At 60.2% G+C, this 21,258-nt stretch carries 17 protein-coding genes; 5 read left to right on the forward strand and 12 right to left on the reverse strand.

The window, feature by feature from the left end; all coding sequences use genetic code 11:
* Position 1: 1 nt before the first annotated feature.
* From P2T68_RS06485 to yaaA, 10 genes are all read right to left on the reverse strand, one after another.
* Entirely contained in the window at positions 2-1,534 is a 1,533-nt protein-coding gene (locus P2T68_RS06485) for an MBOAT family protein (RefSeq protein ID WP_024073551.1), read from the reverse strand.
* A gap of 215 nt (positions 1,535-1,749) precedes the next feature.
* Positions 1,750-2,859, reverse strand: coding sequence for a mannuronate-specific alginate lyase (locus tag P2T68_RS06490; RefSeq protein ID WP_093235455.1), 1,110 nt, complete (start codon positions 2,857-2,859; stop codon positions 1,750-1,752).
* 8 nt (positions 2,860-2,867) lie between these two features.
* Complete coding sequence (locus tag P2T68_RS06495; protein ID WP_168232425.1) at positions 2,868-4,316, reverse strand: alginate O-acetyltransferase; 1,449 nt, start codon at positions 4,314-4,316, stop codon at positions 2,868-2,870.
* A gap of 11 nt (positions 4,317-4,327) precedes the next feature.
* The gene (gene algG, locus P2T68_RS06500) at positions 4,328-5,917 is read right to left on the reverse strand and encodes a mannuronan 5-epimerase AlgG (RefSeq protein ID WP_024073554.1); all 1,590 of its coding nucleotides are present in this window, start codon (positions 5,915-5,917) and stop codon (positions 4,328-4,330) included.
* Entirely contained in the window at positions 5,917-7,404 is a 1,488-nt protein-coding gene (locus tag P2T68_RS06505; RefSeq protein WP_024073555.1) for an alginate export family protein, read from the reverse strand. The genes algG and P2T68_RS06505 overlap by 1 nt, the downstream gene beginning before the upstream one ends.
* On the reverse strand, positions 7,401-8,792 hold the full coding sequence (gene algK, locus P2T68_RS06510) for an alginate biosynthesis TPR repeat lipoprotein AlgK (RefSeq protein ID WP_150054421.1): 1,392 nt from the start codon (positions 8,790-8,792) through the stop codon (positions 7,401-7,403). Before algK ends, P2T68_RS06505 begins: the two co-directional genes overlap by 4 nt.
* 2 nt (positions 8,793-8,794) lie before the next feature.
* On the reverse strand, positions 8,795-9,961 hold the full coding sequence (locus tag P2T68_RS06515) for an alginate biosynthesis protein Alg44 (RefSeq protein WP_024073557.1): 1,167 nt from the start codon (positions 9,959-9,961) through the stop codon (positions 8,795-8,797).
* 38 nt (positions 9,962-9,999) lie between these two features.
* Positions 10,000-11,481 (reverse strand): mannuronan synthase, encoded by a 1,482-nt coding sequence (gene alg8 / locus P2T68_RS06520; protein WP_162163588.1) that lies wholly within the window; start codon positions 11,479-11,481, stop codon positions 10,000-10,002.
* A gap of 83 nt (positions 11,482-11,564) precedes the next feature.
* Positions 11,565-12,881, reverse strand: a complete 1,317-nt coding sequence (locus P2T68_RS06525) for a nucleotide sugar dehydrogenase (RefSeq protein ID WP_150054422.1) — start codon at positions 12,879-12,881, stop codon at positions 11,565-11,567.
* A gap of 827 nt (positions 12,882-13,708) precedes the next feature.
* A complete protein-coding gene (gene yaaA, locus P2T68_RS06530; protein WP_277379166.1) occupies positions 13,709-14,488 on the reverse strand; it encodes a peroxide stress protein YaaA in 780 nt (259 codons plus the stop codon).
* A 229-nt stretch (positions 14,489-14,717) separates the two neighbouring features.
* On the opposite strand from yaaA, the gene P2T68_RS06535 reads away from it, so the two are divergent.
* From P2T68_RS06535 to moaE, 5 genes are all read left to right on the forward strand, one after another.
* A complete protein-coding gene (locus P2T68_RS06535; protein WP_024073561.1) occupies positions 14,718-15,842 on the forward strand; it encodes a polysaccharide deacetylase family protein in 1,125 nt (374 codons plus the stop codon).
* A 348-nt stretch (positions 15,843-16,190) separates the two neighbouring features.
* Complete coding sequence (locus P2T68_RS06540) at positions 16,191-17,585, forward strand: PhoH family protein (RefSeq protein WP_024073562.1); 1,395 nt, start codon at positions 16,191-16,193, stop codon at positions 17,583-17,585.
* Between the two features lie 88 nt (positions 17,586-17,673).
* A complete protein-coding gene (moaC, locus tag P2T68_RS06545; RefSeq protein ID WP_024073563.1) occupies positions 17,674-18,147 on the forward strand; it encodes a cyclic pyranopterin monophosphate synthase MoaC in 474 nt (157 codons plus the stop codon).
* Positions 18,144-18,386 (forward strand): molybdopterin converting factor subunit 1, encoded by a 243-nt coding sequence (gene moaD, locus P2T68_RS06550; RefSeq protein WP_024073564.1) that lies wholly within the window; start codon positions 18,144-18,146, stop codon positions 18,384-18,386. Before moaC ends, moaD begins: the two co-directional genes overlap by 4 nt.
* A gap of 2 nt (positions 18,387-18,388) precedes the next feature.
* Positions 18,389-18,838: a molybdopterin synthase catalytic subunit MoaE gene (moaE, locus tag P2T68_RS06555; protein WP_024073565.1), complete on the forward strand. Its 450-nt coding sequence runs from the start codon at positions 18,389-18,391 to the stop codon at positions 18,836-18,838.
* A 68-nt stretch (positions 18,839-18,906) separates the two neighbouring features.
* On the opposite strand, the gene rhlB is transcribed toward moaE, so the two are convergent.
* Together rhlB and P2T68_RS06565 are read right to left on the reverse strand one after the other, a co-directional pair.
* Positions 18,907-20,382, reverse strand: coding sequence for an ATP-dependent RNA helicase RhlB (gene rhlB / locus P2T68_RS06560; RefSeq protein WP_168232423.1), 1,476 nt, complete (start codon positions 20,380-20,382; stop codon positions 18,907-18,909).
* A gap of 96 nt (positions 20,383-20,478) precedes the next feature.
* On the reverse strand, positions 20,479-21,135 hold the full coding sequence (locus P2T68_RS06565) for an alpha/beta hydrolase (RefSeq protein ID WP_069075298.1): 657 nt from the start codon (positions 21,133-21,135) through the stop codon (positions 20,479-20,481).
* Between the last annotated feature and the right edge of the window lie 123 nt (positions 21,136-21,258).

The raw sequence follows: 21,258 nt of genomic DNA on the forward strand, positions 1-21,258 counted from the left end.
CTCAGAATTGGAAGTAAAGGAACGGCGAGAAGCTCTGCGCCGATAGTTTCAGGATCGATGCCACGAACAGCAGCAGCACCGCGGCGCGCATGGCGTAGCGTGGCCAGTCAGCGGTCCAGTAGGCCGGTTGCACAGCGGCGTCTTTACCCACGGTGAAACCAGGCTGGTGGATGCTGCCCGGGTCATCGCCAGGCACGGCCTTGATCAGGCTTGGGTCTGCCGGCTTGGTTTTTTCGGCGGGGCGGTTGGTGTAGAAGTCGCGCAGGCCGAAGAACGCCAGGGTTGCGTACGCCACCACCAGGGTTGCCACTTGCAGGCCCGTGAGGTTGGCGCGGTTGAGTTCCGAGAGCGACCACTCGCCAAAGCTGAACATCGCGCCGTACATACGGCCGGCCACATGCAGGTTTTCGGAGCGGAAGATGACCCAGCCCATCACCACCAGCAGGAAGGTGAAGGCCCAACGGACAACATTGAAACTGCGTGGTGCGGTGTTGAGGCCGATGGCTTTCTCAATCGCCAGCCACATGCCGTGCCAGGCACCCCACACGATGTAGGTGATGTTCGCACCGTGCCACAGGCCACCGAGCAGCATGGTCAGGAACAGGTTGCGGTAAGTGGTCAGCGTGCCTTTGCGGTTGCCGCCCAGGGTGATGTACAGGTAGTCACGCAGCCAGGTCGACAGGCTGATGTGCCAGCGCCGCCAGAACTCGGTGATCGACTGGCTGATGTACGGCTGCTTGAAGTTTTCCATGAAGCGGAAACCCATCATCAAGCCCAGGCCGATGGCCATGTCGCTGTAGCCGGAGAAGTCGAAGTACAGCTGCGCGGTATAGGCCAGCGCGCCAAGCCAGGCGTCGCCGGTGGTGGGGTTTTGTAAGGCAAAGCAATGGTCTGCCACCACCGCCAGGGTGTCGGCGATAAACACCTTCTTGATGAAACCCTGCATGAACCGCGTGCAGCCCTCGGAGAACTTGTCGAGGGTATGGGTGCGGTTATTGAACTGGTCGGCCAGGTCGCGGAAACGCAACACCGGGCCGGCGATCAGGTGCGGGAAGATCGCCACGAACGCCGCAAAGTCGATGAGGTTGCGCGTCGCCGGGGTATCGCCACGGTACACGTCGATGATGTAGCTGATGGACTCGAAGATGTAGAACGAGATCCCGATCGGCAGCAGCACGTGGGTGAGGATGAACGGCTCGAGACCCACCGACTTCATCATCACGTTGATGCTGTCGACACCGAAGTTGGCGTACTTGAAGTAGCCGAGGATGCACAGGTCGACGGCCACGCCAAGCAGCAGCCAACGTTGGGCCGGCTTGGTACGCACGCCGGCTGCACCGACCTTGAGGCCGATCCAGTAGTTCCACAGCGTGACGGCCGCGAACAGCGCCAGGAAGTCCACTCGCCACCAGGCGTAGAACACGTAGCTGGCAATCAGCAGCAGCAGATTGCGATAGCGTTGCCCGCTCAAGTAGTACAAGCCGAGAAAGATCGGCAAGAACAGAAACAGGAACACATTGGACGAGAAAACCATCCCGATCTCTCCATGTTTAACCAACAGTCAAGGGCCAGAGCCCCCCCAAACCCCCCCACGATGTCGGGGGAGGTTGTATTGCAATCTCACTGTCGAAACCGGCGTCAAATGTGGGAGGGGGCTTGCCCCCGATGGTGGTGAGTCAGTCACCGGATGCATCAACTGATACACCGCTATCGGGGGCAAGCCCCCTCCCACATTTTTACCGAGTTCACTCAGGAACCTTTGTTGCCTTTCTCATGTGTCGGGTCGTAGACCTTGGTCAGGTCGCCGCCGAGGCGGAAGGTCTTGAACGGTTGCATCCCGTGCTTGCGTTCGAGTACATCCGGCGCGCAGGTGTAGAGGGTGCAGAAGGGTTCGAGCCAGGCGAATTTCATGTCTTCCTTGAGATCCTTCATGTCCTGTTCCTTGCCGTTCTTCTGTTCGAAGATCTCTGGATCCTTGACCCCGGCCAGCACCTTGTCGCCCAGGCGCTTGAGCGCGCCGTTGTTTTCCTGGCGCAGGTCAACCCCGTTGACCAGGGCAAAACTGGCGATCATCGACAGCGGCGGCAGCGCGTAGTTGTGGTACGACAGGGCGCGTTGCTGACGCTTCAACTCGTTGGGCAAAAAGCCCTGGTCATCGACCTGGTTGACGCCGACCTTGTATTCCTTCACGGCCCAATCAAACAGGTCGCGACGGTTGGTGGCGATGGAGGTTGCCATCACCGACCAAGCGGCCCAGTAGGAGTGGTTGTTGGTTTTTTCCAGCGGCAGGTTGTCCCAGTCGCTGACCACTTGGTCCGCCAGCTTGTTGAACCAGGCTTCGATCAGTTGCGATTCTTGCTGGTGGTTGGCCAGCGGATGCGAGTCGGAGAACTTCAGGCGGACATAGGCCGAGGCCATGCTGCCCAGTGCCCATTTGCGCATGGACTTACCGGTGTGGTTGAAGTCCTTGGACATCAACGCGTCAGCCTTGGCCCAGCTGGTCAACCAGTTGAGCGTGCATTCCAACTGCTCTGGACGACCGTCGCGCATGAACTGCATCACGCGCTTGCTGGTGTCTTTTTCCAGCTTGGTGATGTCGGCGGTGCTGTCGCGAAAGGCTTTTTCCGACTGCACATTCAGCGTGGAGCGGGCCTTGTCGGAGCCTTCGTACTTGCTGCGAAATTGCAGTGGGCCGGTGTACGGCGTGGGCATGGCATCGCAGTCATTCTTGAAATCGCCGGTCTTGAACGCTTCAATCGGTGCGAAGTAGCCCTGGGGCGGACGCAGCGGCGCGGCGGCGCTGGCCGCGCCGGCGAAGATCGCCAGGCCCAGTAACGATGGAATCAGTAACTTCTGCATAGGTAACCTCATTGCCCGAGTGAGGCAGTCTTCTGACCGCCGCTAGGGAATACGTTGCGTGTGCAAATTTTCGCTTCGACCTTCTGCGCGGCAGCGCCCGCTTCGGGGCCCTGCACTTCCACGGCCAGCAAGTTCTGCGAGGCCCAGTCTTCATCGGTGCGCAGTTCAAAGGCGAAACGCCCGTCTGTATCGGATGTTTCGGGTTTCTCGATCTTGATGTCCTCGTGGCGCCCGTTCATGTACCAGAGGGTGGCTTGCAAGGTTTTCACCGAGGGATCGGCGAAGCGGATATCGACCTGATGGTTGGCATTGCGCAGGTCTTTGTTCGAACTGTTAACCAGCAATTCGTTCTTGCCGGGTTTCAAGGTGGTGCTGGCGCTCATCTGCGCGGTCTTGCCTTCGCAGCCGTTGTCCAGCAGCGCCATCATCTGGCGGTAGATGGTTTCCTGGTCGAGTCGATACAGCGGCGAGAATTCCCAGATCAAGATTTTCGGTGGGGTTTTCTGGAATTCATCGCTGCCCAGGTACTGGATCATCGAACCTTCCAAACCACCGCCGGGGAAGGCGACGTTGAGGATGTCGGCACCGATTTCCTCTTCGAGGAAGCCGGCGAAGTTGTAGTTCTTGCCGCTGTGGCTGGTGCCGACCAGGGTGATCTGCGGGTTGCCCGAATCGCTGAACAGGTCGCCGTCGCCCGCTTCGCCCTTGGGCTCGGTGGTGAACTGGTCCATGTACTGGATCGCGTAGCTGGTGCCGCACAGTTGCCCGGCCATGTTGTGCAGGGTACCGGTCTTGCCCATGCGTCCGGAGCGCTTGGTCTCGAACTCACGCTTGGGGATATCGGCAAACTCCGGCATCGCGCGTACCTTGGCACCGACGATTTTCGCGGTGCGCTGGGCGCCATAGGGGGTCCAGTGCTGGTCGCCACGGAAGTAGAAATCGTGGGCCGGCAATTCGTCCGGCAGTTGCTCGTTGGTCAACGGCGACAAGTCCGGCACCACGTAGCCCATCTTGGCGAAGCGGCCGAGCATGGTCTTGTAGTTGCTCAGGGCCTTGTCGAAATCGAACGAGGCTTTTTCTGCCGGGTTGAGCTTGTTGCGGTTCACCAGGCCACGGGTCGGCTGGTAGACCACCACCAGTTCCACGCCTTTGGCCTTGAACGCATCGTGCAGTTGTTGCATGCGTTTGTAGCCGGCGGGGCTGGTGTCGAATTCGGTGCGCAGGTCTTCCTGGGTACGGAACAGCCAGTCGCCCTGGGCTTGTACTAGGGTGGTGAAGTTCTGCTGGTAGCGCGTGGTGTAGTTCTTCGCGTCGTGGGCGGCCGGGCACAGGCTGCAGCACGGCTCGGCGGTAAAGGTCGGCGCCTTGACTTCATCGGCGCGCACGCCCTGGCTGGCCGCGAGCAGGCCGAGGGTCAGACCCGAGAGGCTCAGCAGTTTGATCATGTGTGGGTGCATAAGGGTCATCCTCAGTCCTGCATTTCGGTCTGGCGTTCGACAGGGTCGATCAGCACGGCTTTCTGCTGGCGCACCAGCAGGTCGAGAATTTCTTCCTGACGATCGCCCAGCACGCCGGAGAAGCTGATGCCGCTGGATTTGGTCGGCGCCAGCATCGACACGCGATACAGCTCGATACTCAACGGCGAGTCGATCGACAGCGGTCCGCTGCCGTTACCGGCCAGCTCACCGCCGACCACGATCAGCGAGACCTTGGCATCGAACGGGTCGAGGGCGATGTCGCGGTCGGTGTCGGTCAAATCCTTGATGTGGCCGTACACGCCGGTCAGGCCGTTGGCCATCGAGGTGTTTTCGTACAGCTTGATGTTCACGCTGTTACGGACCCGGATGCCGTGACGACGGTTGCTGATCACCTTGTTGCCCCACAGCAGGTTGTCGCCGCTCTCATAGAGGGTGATGCCGTCGGTGTGGTTGCGGTAGATCTCGTTGTCGGCGATCAGGTTGTTCACGCTGTTACGGTCGATCACCAGCCCCGACAGCTTGTTGTCGTAGCTGCGGTTATTGAAGATGAAGCTGTCGTTCACTTCCCGGGAAATGATGATGCCGTGCTTCTTCTTGGTGCCGTAGACGGTGTTGTCCGCGATGATCAGGCCGTGGGAACGGTCATGGGGGTCAATGCCGTAGACGATGTTGTCTTTATAGGTGTTGCCTTTGAGCACAAAGCCCGTGGTCTCGTAGCAGTAGAAGCCGTACCACATGTCCGAGAACTCGGAGTCGATGATCCAGCCGGTCGGCTCAGGACGCTTGAGTACCTTGGCCATGTTCGGCGTGTACTGGGAAATACTCACCCCGTACGACTTACTGTTGGCGTAGCCGAAGCTGGCCATCTTGGTGTTGGAGATGTAGGTCTCGGTGCCGCCCCAGGACAGCAGGAACGGGCGGAACGCCTTGGGCGACGTGAACAGCGCCGGGCCATTGGCTTTTTCGCTCCAGCCGGTGACCTTGGTATCGCGCACAAACAGTTGGCCGTCGTTGATCAGGAACGAGCCGGCTTCCTGGGACAGGCGCAGCTCCTGGGTCTTCTTGTCGATTTCCAGGATGCCCTTGCGCCCGACCACGATCGGCAGCTTGGCCAGGAACACGCCCGGCGAGGTTTCGCTCAGGTACTGCTTGGGCACTTTACCCAGCAGGTCCTTGAGGTTCATGTAGCCGTCGTCGACAAAAATGGCCTGGGGAATGCCGTGCTGGCGCACCACCCATTCGGCCATCTTGTTGTCGCCGCCGATGAAGTCCTTCAGGGCGTCTTCCTGCATCATGCGGCGGATGCTGATCTTGCCCGGCTTGGTTCTGACGATTTTCTTTTCCATCGCCGCGGCGGTGTAGCCCGACAGGTCCGGCAGGGCAGGCTTGGCCATTTCCAGCGGCGCGGTCGGCGGGCTGGAAATGGTGTAGGTCTTGGCCTGTTGCAGTTCTTTGGCGATGGTCGGCGCCTTGACCGGCTGCGCGGTATCGGCGAACGCTGTGGCACTGGCCATCAGCATCGCGGTCACCAGCAGGCATCTGCCTGTGAAGGGGTGAGCAATCATTGCGCGGGCTCCCATCAGAACTTCCAAATCACGTCGACAAAGGCGCGATGCATGTACGAGTCGACTTGGCTGCCATAGGCGTCGCCCGGTTTGAACACACCTGCACGCAAGCGCACCAGGGCCGACGGTTCGTCGATCGAATGGCTGAGCCCAGCCGGCAGCAGGCCGGTCTTGAAGTATTTGGTGACCACCAGGTCCATCTCCTGGCCCAGGTCTTTCTTGCCGTCTTCCAGGGGCAGGGACGTGCTGGACAGGATCGCGCCGGTCACGTCATCGGTGTTGTTCTGCACGGCGTCGATGCCGTTGCTGCCGACCGGCTTGTTGCCGTCGACGCGCCAGAACTTGTGGTACACCAGGCTGGCGTCATAGTCCTCGCGCAGCTGCCAGGAACCGAACAGGCTCATGGACTGCATGTTGTTCATTTCGCCGCGGAATGCTTCGCCGAAACGGTGGACGCGGGACTGGGTACCGGTCCAGTTCGAACGGTTGCTTTGCAGGCCGTTCTGCTCGTATTCGGCACTGGCACGCGAATAGGCGGCGCCCACTTGCCACTGCGGGTCAAGGCGCAGGCGCACACCCAGGTCGGTGGCCCAGCCATTCAGGTCATCGCTGCGCTTGGCGTTGGTCGGGCGGGTGCCGTCGGCGTTCAAGGCATTGACCGTGTCGCGGTTGCCCTGCATGCCGGTGACGCTGGCCCAGTAGTTGACGGTGTTGGTGTTACGCCAGTTGTAGGCGTCGCTGTTGGCTTCGATGCCAAGCCAGGTCAGGTCGCCGTTTTCGCGCTTGTCCAACGAGTCGGTGGGCACGCCCGGCTCGGGATAGTCGAGCTTGCCGTCGTCATGGGTATGGTGACCGCGCAGGCCGATCCACTGCCCCGGCGTCCACTGGTAGGACGCGTCGGCGTAGAAGTGCTGGCGGTCCTTGTCCTCGGGCGACAGTTCCTTGAGGTCGGTGCGGTATTCGCTGAAGCGTTCAGCGGCGCCGACATTGGCCTTGAGCAAGGTGGTGTCGAAGGTCCAGTTCAGCGCTTCGATATTGGTGTCGCGCCATTGGCCGTCGTCATTGTGCAGGCGTTGGCGACCGAGCTTGAGGATCTCGCCAGGGTAGGGCGTGAAGCCGCTGTAGCCGACCCAGAATTCGCGCATGGCCAAGTAGTTTTTCTTGGTCTTGCGGTCGTCGTTGGTGGTTTGCTGGTTTTCGTCATCCGCCGACTGTTGCAGGGTGTCGGTCTCGATAATGTCGCTCGAAGCAACCGCCTGGCCCATGGCATAGGCGCTCCAGTTGCCGCTTTCGCCGTAGATCCACGGGCGCAGGTCGAGGCCGATGCCGTTGACGTCGCCGCCTTTCTGGGTGCCCAGGTCGCGGTCGTCTTCGGACTGGCCGGTGATTTTAACGTCCATGCCGAAATTCTTGGTTTCAGTCAGTGCGGCCAGGGTCGGGCACGACCACAGCAGGGCAAAGGTCAGGCCGATGCCGGCCTGCACGAATGGATTGAGCTTCATAGGGATTCCTCGCCGTCTTCTTCTTGCAGGGCGTGCAGTTGCAGCGTGCTTTGGGCCAGGGTGCCGCGCGCGGCCAGTTCCTGTTGCACCAGGCGTTGGCCTTCGGCGCGTTGTTCCGGCGTCAGCGGGGCTTCGAGCTGCGTCGCCAACTCATTGGCCTCTGGCGTGTCCTGGGCTTTAGCCAACTGGCTGAAGACATAGGCGTTCAGTGGGTCGGGCTTGGTGCCCTTGCCTTGGGAAAACAATTGGGCGATGGCGAAGTCGGCGCTGTTCTGGCCGTTACGCGCGGCGGTGAGCAAATGGTCCAGGGCTTTTTGCGAGTACACCTTGCCCAGGTAGCCACGGCGGTAGATCTGGCCGAGGTAGTAATCGGCGGCCACTTCCTTGCCTACGGCTTTTTCGAAATGCGCTTCGGCCGCCTTGGCGTCCGCCGGCACCCACTTGCCTTCGTAGTAGAGCTTGCCCAGCAACAGCTCGGCGCGCGGCTGGTCGGCGGCGCGGCCGTTGTCCAGGTACTTCATCATCTGGTCGACGTCGCCCAGTTCCGGGAAGTCGTAGAGCAGTTGCGCCAGGCTGACCCAGGAAGCGGGGTAGCCGGGGGCGATTTTTTCCAGCAGGGCCTGGGCGGTCTTCTCGTCGGTCTTGCCCAGGGTTGCATCGCCCAGCACGCGGGCGACGCTGTCGACGCGCTGTGCGGTGACGGTGCCACGGCTGTAGCCGGCTTCCATTTGCTTGAGCAGCTCGGCTTGTTTTTCCGGCTCGGCTTTTTTCTGGTAGACCGTGGCCAGTTCGACGTAGCAGATGTCGGTGGTGTTCAGCGCGGCTTTGCAGATGCGCTCTACGTCATCCAGGTGCTGGTCGTAGGTGTCCTGGGTGCGATACAGCAGCACCTGGGCCAGACCGGCTTCCGGGTAACCGGCCGCCTGCCATTTGTTGATCTGCTGCTGGGCATTCACGTTGGGGAAACTGTGCGGGTATTGCAGGTACAGCATCGCCAGCGGGATCAGGGTGTTGCCTTCGCCATTGGCAAAGGCTTTTTTCAACAGGCCTTCGGCTTCATGGTGTTCGGCTTCGGTAGAGCCTGGCTTGGCCACCAGCAGGCGACCGAGACGGGCCTGGGCACGCGGCGAGGTATCCGCCGCTGCGCGGTAGGTGGCTTCGGCCTGTTTGATTTGCGCCGGATCGCGGGTGCCTACCTGGATGTCGGCCAGGCCCACCTGGGCCTCGCTGTAACCCAGGTCTGCCAGTTGCTGGTAATTCTGCTGCGCGGTGACGGTATCGCCACGCTTGAGCGCTTCATTGGCCAGGCGTTGGTCGGGCAGGCCGGCGCAACCGGCGAGGGCGATGGCCAGCGCCAGGGGCACCGGTAGGGTTCGAAGGGCGCTCATGATTAAAGACCTGCTGCCATGGCTTTATCGATCAGCCAGTTCAGGGAGGGGCCACGGTCGCTGGTCACTTCTACCGGGCGGCCGGCGTAGGTGCTGTCCAGGGGAGCATCCGGCTTGATCTGCACACGAATGTCAGAGGACAGGTCGGCGCTGTTCAGGCTGGTGCTGCTGACGATGGTGCCGGTGCGGACCTGCTCTTCGTCGGCGACCTGGAAGCTCACCGGGGTACCAGGGCGTACGTCGGCGAACTGGCGATAGGTGAAGCGTGCTTCCACATTGGCCAGGCTGCCGCGTGGCACCAGTTGGAAGATCACATCGCCCTTGCTGGCGTACTGACCGTCGGCCACCAGTTGCTGGGCCACGACGCAGTCGCATGGGGAGGTCAGGGTGCCGGTCATTTGCTTGCCGAACAGTTCTTCGACCTTGGCCGGTTGCAGCTGGTCTTCGTCGAGGTGGCCCTTGAGTACGTCGAGCATGCTGGTGCTGAAGGTGGCCAGTGGTGCGCCCTTGGCCGCAACCGCATCACCTTTGAGCAGGCTTTGCACGGTACCGTCGCGCGGCATGGTCACGTTCATGCCGGGTACGCTGACCAGGCCCGCCTGGGCGTGGGTAACGAAGTACATGCCGTACAGCGACTTGAAGACAAACCCGAACGCCGCCAGGCCCACGAGGAAGATCGCCAGGCTGAACGTCACGGCGCGCAGGCGGCCGAAGGCGCTCATGTTGCTGCCGCCATCCTTGACCTTGCGGGCCTTGGTGAAGTTGTCGCGTTGCAGGGTGGCGAGCACATCACCCATGGTCACGATGTCGCCGGACAAGTGCGAGGTGATCAGGTGGCGCAGGGTGGAAATATCCTGGGCGTCGAGGTTCTGGAACTGGCAACCGGTACGGCCGCTCTGGCGGTCGTAGGAGCGAATCTGCAACTCCACATCCATGGCCAGGCCGAGGTTATCGATGACGAATTGCAGGCGGCCCTTGTGCACTTCACCCACGGTCAATGGCTGGGTGGCGGTGAACGCCAGGCCGCCGGCGGACAGGTCGATCACGCGTGCTTCGGTCTGGGTGCGGTCAGTGTTGAAGAAGCGCAGCTTGGCCGGGATTTTGACCCGGGCATGTTGGCGCTGGGCTTCGGATTCGTGGACAACGTTGGCGTTTACTTGGCTGTTCATCAGGGCAATTTCCTAGAGTTAATTCAGGCTTGGCAGGGTCAGACCATCATCAGCAACACGGCGACGAAGATGCTGCCGGCGGAGAAGGTCATGGTCCGAGACGACCAGGTGTTGAACCAACGTTGAAAGCTGGCCAAATCGCGGGTCAGTTTGGTGTCCTGGCGGGTCCAGGACTGTTGATCAAGGCGGAAGAACACGTAGATCTTCACCAGCGCGCCCATGATCTGGTTGTAATAGAGAATCACCGGGTAGGCCGGGCCGATCTTGTGGCCGGAGCACGACAGCAGCAGGGTGAGGATCAGGCGGGTGATGCCGATCCACAGCAGGTAGGCGAGGATGAACGCGCCGCCGTACTTGAAGGTGGCGATGATCGCCACGGTCAGGCCGAGCAGGGAGGTCCACATCGACACGCGCTGGTCGAACAGCACCACGCTGGTGAACAGGCCCAACCGACGTACGCCCAGGCCCAGGGCACGGGAGTTCTGGCGCAGGTTGTTGCCGTACCAGCGGAACATCAGCTTGCGGCTGGCCTTGATAAAGCTCTTTTCCGGCGGGTGTTCCACCGTATTGATCGCGGCGTCCGGCACGTAGAACGTGTCGTAGCCCAGGCGCATCAGGCTGAACCAGCTGGACTTGTCATCGCCGGTCAAAAACTTGAAGCGGCCCAGGCGCCAGTGTTGCAGCGAGTCGCTTTCCACATCGGCGATAAAGCCCGGGTCAGTAACGACGCTGGCACGGAACACCGACATGCGCCCGGTCATGGTCAGTACGCGCTTGGACAGGGCCATGGAGCACATGTTGATGTGACGTTGGGCGAAGCGCAGTTTGTGCCACTCGCTCATGATGTAGCCGCCACGGACTTCGCAGAACTCGTTGGTGGTCAGGCCGCCGACATTGTCGAACAGCTGGAACCACGGCACGGTCTTGCGCACGACGCCTTCGGCAAGCACGGTGTCGCCATCGATCACGGCGACCACGGCACGCTCGTCCGGCAGGTGGCGGGAGATCGCGCGAAAGCCGAAGGCCAGGCCGTCGCGCTTGCCGGTACCGGCGATGCGCACGAAGTCGAGCTTGACGTGGTCAGGCGGGTTCATGCGTTCCCACAGGCTCTTTACCAGCAGCTCATCGGACATTTCCACCAGCGAGCAGACCACGGTGGTGGGGAAGCCGCACTCGATGGCCTCGCGAATCACCGAGCTGTACACCTGGGCTGTGGTCAGCGCGTCGATACGGAAGCTGGTGACCATCAGGAACACATGGGACGGGTCTGCGGCTTTGCCCAGCTTGCGCACTTTGCGGCGCAGGTGGGGGTAGACCACGTACAGGAACAGCATGCCGCGAAAGAAATGCGTCGCACCCATCGAGTAGCGCCAGATACCGACGGCGCCAATCAGGAAAATAAAATTCTTCGACTCCGAGTCGAATGTACTCGCCGGCAGCAGCAGGGCGAGTCCCATCAGCAGGCTGAGGAACAGCAGCCAGCCGGCGGATTGCAGTAGTACATGTTTTAACTTGGACATAAGCGTCATCCGGAAGGGAAGGAGGTTCCCGGCTGCAAGCGCTGGGGATGAAGACGCTTGCAGCCCGGAACTTGCCGTCGCTGTTACCAGCAAATACCTTCGGTGCGGCCGCTCACACTGGTGGCTTTGGACATGAAGCCCACCAGGTCGACCACTTGCTTGCCATCCGGCGCGTTATGCGCCAAGGCACGGAACTTCTCGTCACGGTTGCCGAGGATGATCACGTCGGAGTTGTTGATCACGTCGTCGAAGTCCGAATTGAGCAGGGACGACACGTGCGGGATCTTGCCTTCGATGTAATCTTTGTTCGCACCGTGCACACGGGCGTATTCGACGTTGCTGTCGTAGATGCTCAGGTCGTAACCCTTGCCGATCAGCATCTCGGCCAGTTCTACCAGCGGGCTTTCGCGCAGGTCGTCGGTACCGGCCTTGAAGCTCAGGCCCAGCAGGGCGACTTTGCGTTTGTCGTGGCCGGCGACGATGTCGAAGGCGTTCTGTACCTGGGATTCGTTGCTGCGCATCAGCGAGTTGAGCAGCGGCGCTTCGACGTCCAGGGAGCTGGCGCGGTAAGTCAGGGCACGCACGTCTTTGGGCAGGCAGGAGCCGCCGAACGCGAAGCCTGGGCGCATGTAGTACTGGGACAGGTTGAGGGTCTTGTCCTGGCAGACCACTTCCATCACTTCGCGACCATCGACGCCGACGGCCTTGGCGATGTTGCCGATCTCGTTGGCGAAGGTCACCTTGGTGGCGTGCCACACGTTGCAGGTGTACTTGATCATCTCGGCGACGGCGATGTCCTTGCGGATGATCGGAGCGTCGAGTTCTTCGTACAGCGACTGCAGGACATCGCCGGAAGCTTTGTCGAACTCGCCGATAACGGTCATCGGTGGCAGGTCGTAGTCGGCGATAGCGGTGGATTCACGCAGGAATTCCGGGTTGACCGCGACACCGAAGTCGACGCCGGCTTTCTTGCCGGAGCAGTCTTCGAGGATCGGGATCACCACGTTGGCGACGGTGCCCGGCAATACGGTGCTGCGCACCACGATGGTGTGGCGGGTGGTCTTGTCACGCAGGACAAAACCGATCTCGCGGCATACCGATTCGATGTAGTTGAGTTCCAGGTCGCCGTTTTTCTTGCTGGGCGTGCCGACGCAAATCATCGACAGGTCCGTATCGCGAATCGCTTCGGCGAAGTTGGTCGTACCGCGCAGGCGACCGTTTGCGATGCCTTGGCTCAACAGTTCGCCCAGACCCGGCTCAACGATCGGCGATTTACCGGCATTGATCAGGTCGATCTTTTCCTTGGAGATGTCTACGCCCACCACTTCGTGGCCACGGGCAGACAGGCAACCGGCACAGACTGCGCCGACGTAACCCAAACCAAATATGCTGATGCGCATCGCAATTACCTCTTTGTCATTGAAGACGGTATTTAAAACATGCCATTAGATGGCCGGAGTTCATGTTTGCAAGCGTCACAAATGCCGCGAAAGTTGGGCGAATAGACGCCGACTTGCCGCGTACAGGCATGTTGAATAACGAGTGACTAACTATTGCACTCAAGTTGTGCGCAACTTGGCCTTGTTATTGGGGCCTGCCCTCAAATGCAGCCAGCCTTCCTGGGAGAAGGGCCTGGCGTCAGTGCCGCAGGGCTTTGATAAAGGCTGCAAGCCTTTAAATATCAATGCCTTGGGTTATATCACTGACCCATTAGGGTAAGCACAGCCTTGGCCTATAGTGCGTGGCAATTCATCCTTGTCGCCGCTCTTAACTAATCGGTTGGTAAAGTGACCCCTGAGTCAAAGTTCAATGTGACAACTTCGCTACTTCCGTTGGTCGGCCATGTAAGTCATCTCTTACAGAAACAGAGAATTTCGTTACCGGTGGTATGAGCGGTGCTTTAGGACGAAGTTCCGGGCCACTCATCCTGTTTCCGGAAATTTCTTGAAATATTGGCAAAGATGGCACTGGTACTATATTGATAGCACTTGCTATTTGGGCCAGTAGTTACGGGGAGTTGGCGCGCGGGGATAGTTTTTTGCCACTAGTAATTAAAAAGTGGGGTGCCACTACGAAAAAAAATGACGAATGTCGAGTGAAAGAAATTTTAGAGAAGTGTCAGAATATTTTTTGACGCCAAAAAATTGGCTATTCCTGATCTGAAATGCACCTAAAATGTGTGAGGGGGCAAGCCCCTCCCACATGTGGATTTCATTGCCCGAAAGCCTTATTCCGGTGCGTGATCGCGCAAAAACACCAGCTTGTCCGGCTTGGACTGCTCTGCATTGAAGCGGTAGCCCTGCACCTCGAACTGCTTGAGCTGGGCCGGGTCATTGATACGCTCTTGGATCACGAAACGGCTCATCATGCCCCGGGCCTTTTTCGCGTAGAAGCTGATGATCTTGTACTGGCCGTTCTTCAGGTCCTTGAACTCGGTATTGATGATCCGCGCGTTCAGGGCGGTGCGCTTGACCGCCGAAAAATACTCGTTGGATGCCAGGTTGAGCAGCACGTCATCGCCTTGTTCGGCCAGCGCCTGGTTGAGCCACTCGCTGAGGCGCGTGCCCCAGAAGGCGTACAGGTCCTTGCCACGGGCGTTGGCGAGCTTGGTGCCCATCTCCAGGCGGTACGGCATCATCAGGTCCAGGGGGCGCAGCAGGCCGTACAGGCCCGAGAGCATGCGCAGGTGGTCCTGGGCGTAGCTGAAGTCGGCATCGCTGAAGGTGTCGGCGTTGAGGCCGGTGTACACGTCGCCCTTGAACGCCAATAAGGCCTGCTTGGCATTCTCTGGGGTGAAGGCCGGGGTCCAGCTGCCGAAGCGGGCGGCGTTGAGGCCGCCGATCTTGTCGGACACGTGCATCAATTCGCTGATCTGCGCCGGGCTCAGCTGGCGCAGTTGCTCGATCAGTTCCTGGGAATGATCCAGGTACTGCGGCTGGGTAAAGCGCTGGGTCGCGGGCGGGGCCTCGAAATCGAGGGTCTTGGCGGGGGAAATCACCATCAGCATGAAGTCGTCTCCTGTAATCGTGCGCGGATTCTAGGGGTTGCGGCGTTTTGACTCCACCTATGAAACCCATAGATGCCTCGATTTCTGTAGGAGCAAGCTTGCTCGCGAAAAACGAAAAGACACCGCGTTGATTCAGGATGCCCGCGTCAGCGTTAACGTATTTCGCGAGCAAGCTCGCTCCTGCAATGATCGGCTATAGTGCGCGACGACTCTGGAGAAGGAGACCCTGGTGCGAATTGCGCTTTTATTATCCGCTTGCCTGTTCTGCATGAGCGCCCAAGCGGCGCCGGTGGATGTAGCCAGCCTGGACCGTGGCACCTGGCCCGAAAAGCTCAGCAGCCCGGCGCTGTTCGATGTGGCTTCGCGTGCGGAAATCCTGATGTTTGCCCATAGCCTGATCGCCAGCGAAGCCCAGGATGACGCGGCGCTCAAGCAGCGCCTGGGGTTGAAGATCATCAACCTGGCGGCCATCGATGACCTGCGTCGCCAGCTCTGGCGGCGCTTGCTGGAGAACTACACCTTCGCCCAGCAGAGCTGTGAGGAAGATGCCTCGTTCTGCTACCTGGTGGAAAACATGGACGATCTGCGCGAGCAGGCGGGCAAGTTCGAAGTCGGCGAAAACTCCTTCTATATAGGCTGGGCCGGCCCGAGCCATGTTTTCCATGAGCGTTATCTGGATGAGCTGCTGCGCAAGGCCGCGCTATTCCCGCAGATCAGCAGCGAAGTCGCGCGTTTCGGCGATCACGAGCGCAATGGCGATGAACTCAACGACCGCCTGTTCCTGCTGACCTTCGACGGCGGGCCGGCACCGGTCAGTGGCAATACCGACTGGCTTACCGAGTACCTGCGCAAGCAGAAGATGAATGCCACCTTCTTCGTGCTCGGCAGCAGCCTGCAAAACCGTGTGGAGCGTAGTTCGGCTGCCGATGTGCAGGCGCTGTACCAGGGCCAGTGCGTCGGCATCCAGGGGTGGCAGTACCGTTCCCACAGCCATTGGGTCGACTGGCAGAGTTCGATCACCCGCAGTGCATCGCTGGCGCAGAACCTGATGCCGGAAAACTACGTACCGCTGTTTCGCCCGCCCTACGCTCAGCGGCGTGCGGACAGCCAGGGCTTCTTCCAGGCCCAGGGCCTGCAGGTGGCGTTGTGGGACATCGACTCCCAGGACGAGCCGGGCAAACTCAAGGCCGATGAGTCGGCGCAACGGGTACTGACGCTGATGCTGTTGTGGCGCAAAGGGGTGATTGTATTTCACGACACCCAGGACAAGGCGCGGGTGGCATTGCCGCTGTTGCTGCAGGCAACGGCGCAAAGTGGCCTGGGCTGGCAGGACTGCCACGAGGCGTTTCGCTGAAAAGATGAAGTGCCCGGCCCTGTTGGGGATGAGGCGTTTACGGGGAGATTTTGTGCGACATTTCGATGCAGGCGGACTTCCGACTTTAACGGGGTAGCTGGCACTCGGCTAGTGCTATTCGTCATCCTGAAAAATAAACTTCAAAAAACCGTCAAAGTGCTTTTTCCTGTCATGGGTTTTGCGGTATTACGAAGTCAGATCGCCGAAACCTGCAACACAGGTGGCGTCTTCCAAGACTCCTCATGTGGGCACTGCCCTTGATGTCACTCAAGGTGCGGTCGGTGGTCGAATCGAGGCGCAGCACTGTTGTGGTATTGCGTCGACTGGCTCCCACAAAGGTGACCGAGTATGGATGATCATGGACGTAACCCTTCTTCCGACCAGCCAATCCTTTATGTGCTTGATACCAATGTATTGATCCACGATCCAAACGCACTGCTCAACTTCGAAGAACACCACGTCGCCATCCCGATGATCGTGCTTGAGGAGCTCGACAAACTCAAAAGCGGGCACCACAGCGTGGCTGCCGAATGCCGCCAGGCCATCCGCCTGATCGACAAGACCCTGGGCGAAGCGTCACCCGAGGATGTTGAAGTCGGCGTGCCGATCCAGCGCGGCAAAAGCGGACCCAAGGGCTTGCTGTCGATCCTGATGAGCAAGCGCAGCGAGCCCAACAGCCTGCTGCCGGAAAACCTGAACGACAACAAGATCATCAACCAACTGATCGACCTGCACGCACGCGACAAGGACTTGCGCCTGGTGCTGGTGACCAAAGACATCAATATGCGCCTCAAGGCACGAGCGTGTGGGATCGCTGCCGAGGACTACAGTACCGACCAACTGGTCGACGACGTGTCGATGCTGTCCCGTGGTTATCACACCATGACCGGCTCGTTCTGGGACCGTGTCAGCAAGGTCGAAACCCGTCAGGACCATGGCCGCACCTGGCACCAGGTGCAACTGATCGACAACCTGCCGGCCGTGCACATCAATGAATTCATCATCGACGAACAGGGCTTCGTGGGCTGGATCAAAGAGATCCAGGTCGACAAGCTGCTGATCCTCGACCTGCATCAGGAGCCCCTGTTGCACCAGGAAGCCTGGGGCCTGAAACCGCGTGACATCTACCAGAGCCTGGCACTGTATGCGCTGCTCGATCCGGACATCCACCTGGTCAACCTGACCGGCGCCGCGGGCTCGGGCAAAACCATCCTTGCCCTGGCGGCCGCCATCGAGCAGACCATGGTGACCAAGCGCTATCGGCGCATCATCGCCACCCGCAGTGTGCAGGGCCTGGACCAGGAAATCGGCTTCCTGCCGGGCACCGAAGCGGAAAAAATGGAGCCATGGCTGGGGGCGATCACCGACAACCTCGAAGCCTTGCACATGGATGACGAAAACACCCATGGCAGCGTCGACTACATCCTCAGCAAAGTGCCGTTGCAGTTCAAATCCCTCAACTACATCCGAGGCCGCAGCTTCCAACAAAGCCTGATACTGATCGATGAATGCCAGAACCTTACGCCGCACCAGATGAAAACCATCATCACCCGTGCCGGCGCCGGTTCCAAAGTGGTGTGCCTGGGTAACCTGGCACAGATCGACACCCCCTACCTGTCCGCGACCAGCTCCGGGCTGACTTACCTGACGGAACGCTTCAAAGACTTCCCCAACGGCGTGCATATCGCGCTGCAAGGGGTGCCTCGCTCGATTCTGGCCGAATACGCCGAATCGCATTTGTAAACGTGGTCAGTGTGGGAGGGGGCTTGCTCCCTCCCACATTTGTTATGCATTGGGTTTACAATCGGTGCTCCTGATCAGGAGTATCCCTGTGCTGACTCATCTCGATTCCCAAGGTCGCGCCCATATGGTCGACGTCACTGACAAGTCCGTGACGTTCCGTGAAGCGGTGGCCGAAGCGCGGGTGCGCATGCTGCCCGAGACCCTGCAAATGATTGTCGACGGCGCCCATCCCAAGGGCGACGTGTTCGCCGTGGCCCGCATCGCCGGGATCCAGGCCGCGAAAAAAACCAGTGACTTGATCCCCCTGTGTCACCCGTTGATGTTGACTGGCGTCAAGGTCGAACTGAGCGCCGATGGCGCAGACTCGGTGCATATCGTGGCGCGCTGCAAACTCTCCGGGCAGACCGGCGTGGAGATGGAAGCGCTGACAGCCGCCAGTGTCGCCGCGCTGACGATCTACGACATGTGCAAGGCCGTGGACCGCGGCATGACCATCGAAAACATTCGCCTGCTGGAAAAACTTGGCGGTAAAAGCGGGCATTTCAAGGCGGATCAGGCATGAGCATCAACGTACTGTTTTTTGCGCGCTACAGCGAAGCGGTGGGCCTGGACTCACTGGAGATGGAGGGCGACTTCGCCACCGTCGACGCTGTGCGCCAGGCGTTGGCCAGTGATCCGGGCTTTGAAGTACTCAACGAAGCCAGCTTGATGTGTGCCCGTAACCAGGAGCTGTGCAATCTCGACGAACCGCTGCACGCCGGGGATGAAGTCGCGTTCTTCCCGCCCGTGACCGGAGGCTGAGCATGGCCATTCGTGTGCAGCCCGAGCCGTTTGATCCGGGTGCCGAAGTCAACGCGATGCATGCGGCGAATGTCGGCGTGGGCGCAGTGGTGAGTTTTGTCGGCTATGTACGCGACTTCAACGATGGGCGCGAGGTGGCGGGGATGTTCCTGGAGCATTATCCCGGCATGACCGAGAAAGCCCTGGCCAAGATCGCCGTCGAAGCCGAACAACGCTGGCCGCTGCTCAAGCTCGAAGTGCTGCACCGCATCGGCGCGCTGGAGCCGGGCGAACCGATTGTGTTTGTGGCGGCCGCCAGCGCCCACCGCCAGGCCGCGTTCGATGCCTGTGCGTTTGTGATGGATTACCTGAAGACCCGCGCGCCGTTCTGGAAGAAGGAAAGCACCCCTGAAGGCGCGCGCTGGGTGGAAGGGCGCAGCAGTGATCACGCTGCTGCCGATCGCTGGAAATAACCAGCCGAACACAGATGCAAATGTGGGAGGGGGCAAGCCCCCTCCCACATTTTTTATTGCATTTCAGCTTAAGGGCGTTTGCGCTCTACAGCCCGCAGCAAGTGCGTCGGCGGTGTCTCACAGCTGATCTTGCGACCCAGCAGCGCTTCGATCGACGGTAACTGATACGAGTCATCTTCGCCGGCAAAGCTGATCGACACACCCGCCGCGCCTGCGCGACCGGTACGGCCGATACGGTGCACGTAGTCGTCCGGCACTTCCGGCAGGGTGAAGTTGATCACGTGGCTGATGCCATCGATGTGAATCCCGCGCCCCGCCACGTCGGTGGCCACCAGCACGCGAATCTTGCCTTCGCGAAAGCCTTCCAGGGTCTTGATGCGCTTGTGCTGTGGCACATCGCCCGACAGTTGCGCGGCGTTGACACCATCGCGCACCAGGCGCTCTTCGATGCGGCGCACTTCGTCCTTGCGGTTGGCGAACACCATCACGCGCTCCCAGCCGTTGTCGTTGACCAGGTTATAGAGCAGCTTGTACTTGTCGGCACCGGCCACGGCATAGATGTGCTGTTCGACGTTTTCGCTGGCCACGTTCAGCGCTTCGATCTCGACGATGGACGGGTCGGTGGTCCACTGCTTGGCGAGGTTCATCACGTCTTCGGTGAAGGTCGCGGAGAACAGCAGGGTCTGGCGCTCGTTTTTCGGCGGGGTCTGGCGAATGATCTGGCGTACTTGCGGGATAAAACCCATGTCGAGCATGCGGTCGGCTTCGTCGAGCACCATCACTTCGACCATGTCCAGGTGCACGTCGCCGCGCTGGTTGAAGTCCAGCAGGCGGCCCGGAGTGGCGACCAGGATGTCGCAATGGCGGGCTTCGAGGTGCTTGAGCTGCTTGTCGAAGTCCATGCCACCGACGAACGTCATGACATTGAGGCCGGTGTACTTGGTCAGGTCGGCGGCGTCCTTGGCGATCTGCACCACCAGCTCCCGGGTCGGGGCGATGATCAGCGCGCGCGGTTCACCCATGTAGCGCTCTTTCGGCGGCGGGGTTTGCAGCAGCTGGGTGATGATCGAGATCAGGAACGCGGCGGTCTTGCCGGTACCGGTCTGGGCGCGACCGATGGCGTCTTTGCCCGCCAGGGTGAAGCCCAGCACCTCTGCCTGGATCGGCGTGCAGTACGGGAAACCCAGGTCCTGGATGGCGTGCATCAGTTCCGGGGCGAGTTTGAAATCGTGGAAGCGGGTCTTGCCTGCCTGGGGTTCGACGACGAAGTCTTCGAGTTTCCAAGGGGTGACAGGCGGTTTTGGCGCGCGTTCGCGGCGGGGTGCTTTTGGTTGGGGCGCCGGCTCGGGGGCGGCCTCGGCAGGTTTTGCCTGTTCAGGCGGCGTCACCGCTGGCTTTTTTTGCGAGGCGACAGGTGCGGGCCGGCCTGGCTGTTGACCGTCATGGCGGCTGCCGGGCGTGGGGACAGGAGCACTGGGAACAGGCGCGAGCGGCTCAGCCTCGCTTTTGCCGAACATCTTCTTAAGTGCTTTGAGCACGGTCATCTCATTAATTGGTTAAGGAATGTACGCCGGCCAGTGTAATGCAAGAATCGGGCGCGGCGTAGTGCGTCTGTCATACGGCTACATAAACGCTGGCTTTCAGCCCAGGCGAGCGGTCAACCAGGTGCCGATGTCGTGTATCTCCTCAGGTAACACTTCGTGGCCCATTGGGTATTCCTGCCATGTCACGGTGACACCACGGCTTTTCAAATGCTCATAAGCGCTGCGGCCCATGGCGTTCTGTACGACGTCGTCGTACTGGCCGTGCAGGCACAGGGTGGGAATGCGCTGCTGGCTGGCGGATAACTCCAGCTCATCCCCAAAGGTTGGAGCATAGGTGGAGAGTGCTATTACGCCGCCCAATGGCCCCTGCCATTGCTTGAACGCCGTGTGGAATACCACCGCACCGCCTTGGGAAAAACCTGCGAGGAAAACCCGCGAAGCGTCTATTCCGCTTCTCTTCTGCGTTTCGATCAAGCCCATGAGCATGTTGGCTGATTCGTCCAGCTCTTCCAGGCTGATCGAACGGGCCGGGCTCATGGCCTTGATGTCGTACCAGCTTGGCATTTCGTAACCACCGTTGATGGTCACCGGGCGAGTGGGCGCCTGGGGCAATACAAAGCGGGTCGACGACAAGGTTTCCTGGAGTGCCTCGGCCACCGGCAAAAAGTCGTAGCGATCGGCACCCAGGCCATGCAACCAGATTACGCAGGCGTCTGCGGGCTTGGCGGGCTGAATAATCAGGGGTTCGGTCATGGTTGCTCCATCTATGTGCGTGCGCTCCGATTGAGTGCATCGGAACGGTGCGCGACAGGTTGATCTGTTAAGAGAATGTCGCAAGGTTGAATGTTTTGCTATTGACCATGGGCTGAAACGACT

The sequence above is a fragment of the Pseudomonas sp. G11 genome (assembly GCF_029457515.1).
Taxonomy (GTDB): domain Bacteria; phylum Pseudomonadota; class Gammaproteobacteria; order Pseudomonadales; family Pseudomonadaceae; genus Aquipseudomonas; species Aquipseudomonas gorinensis.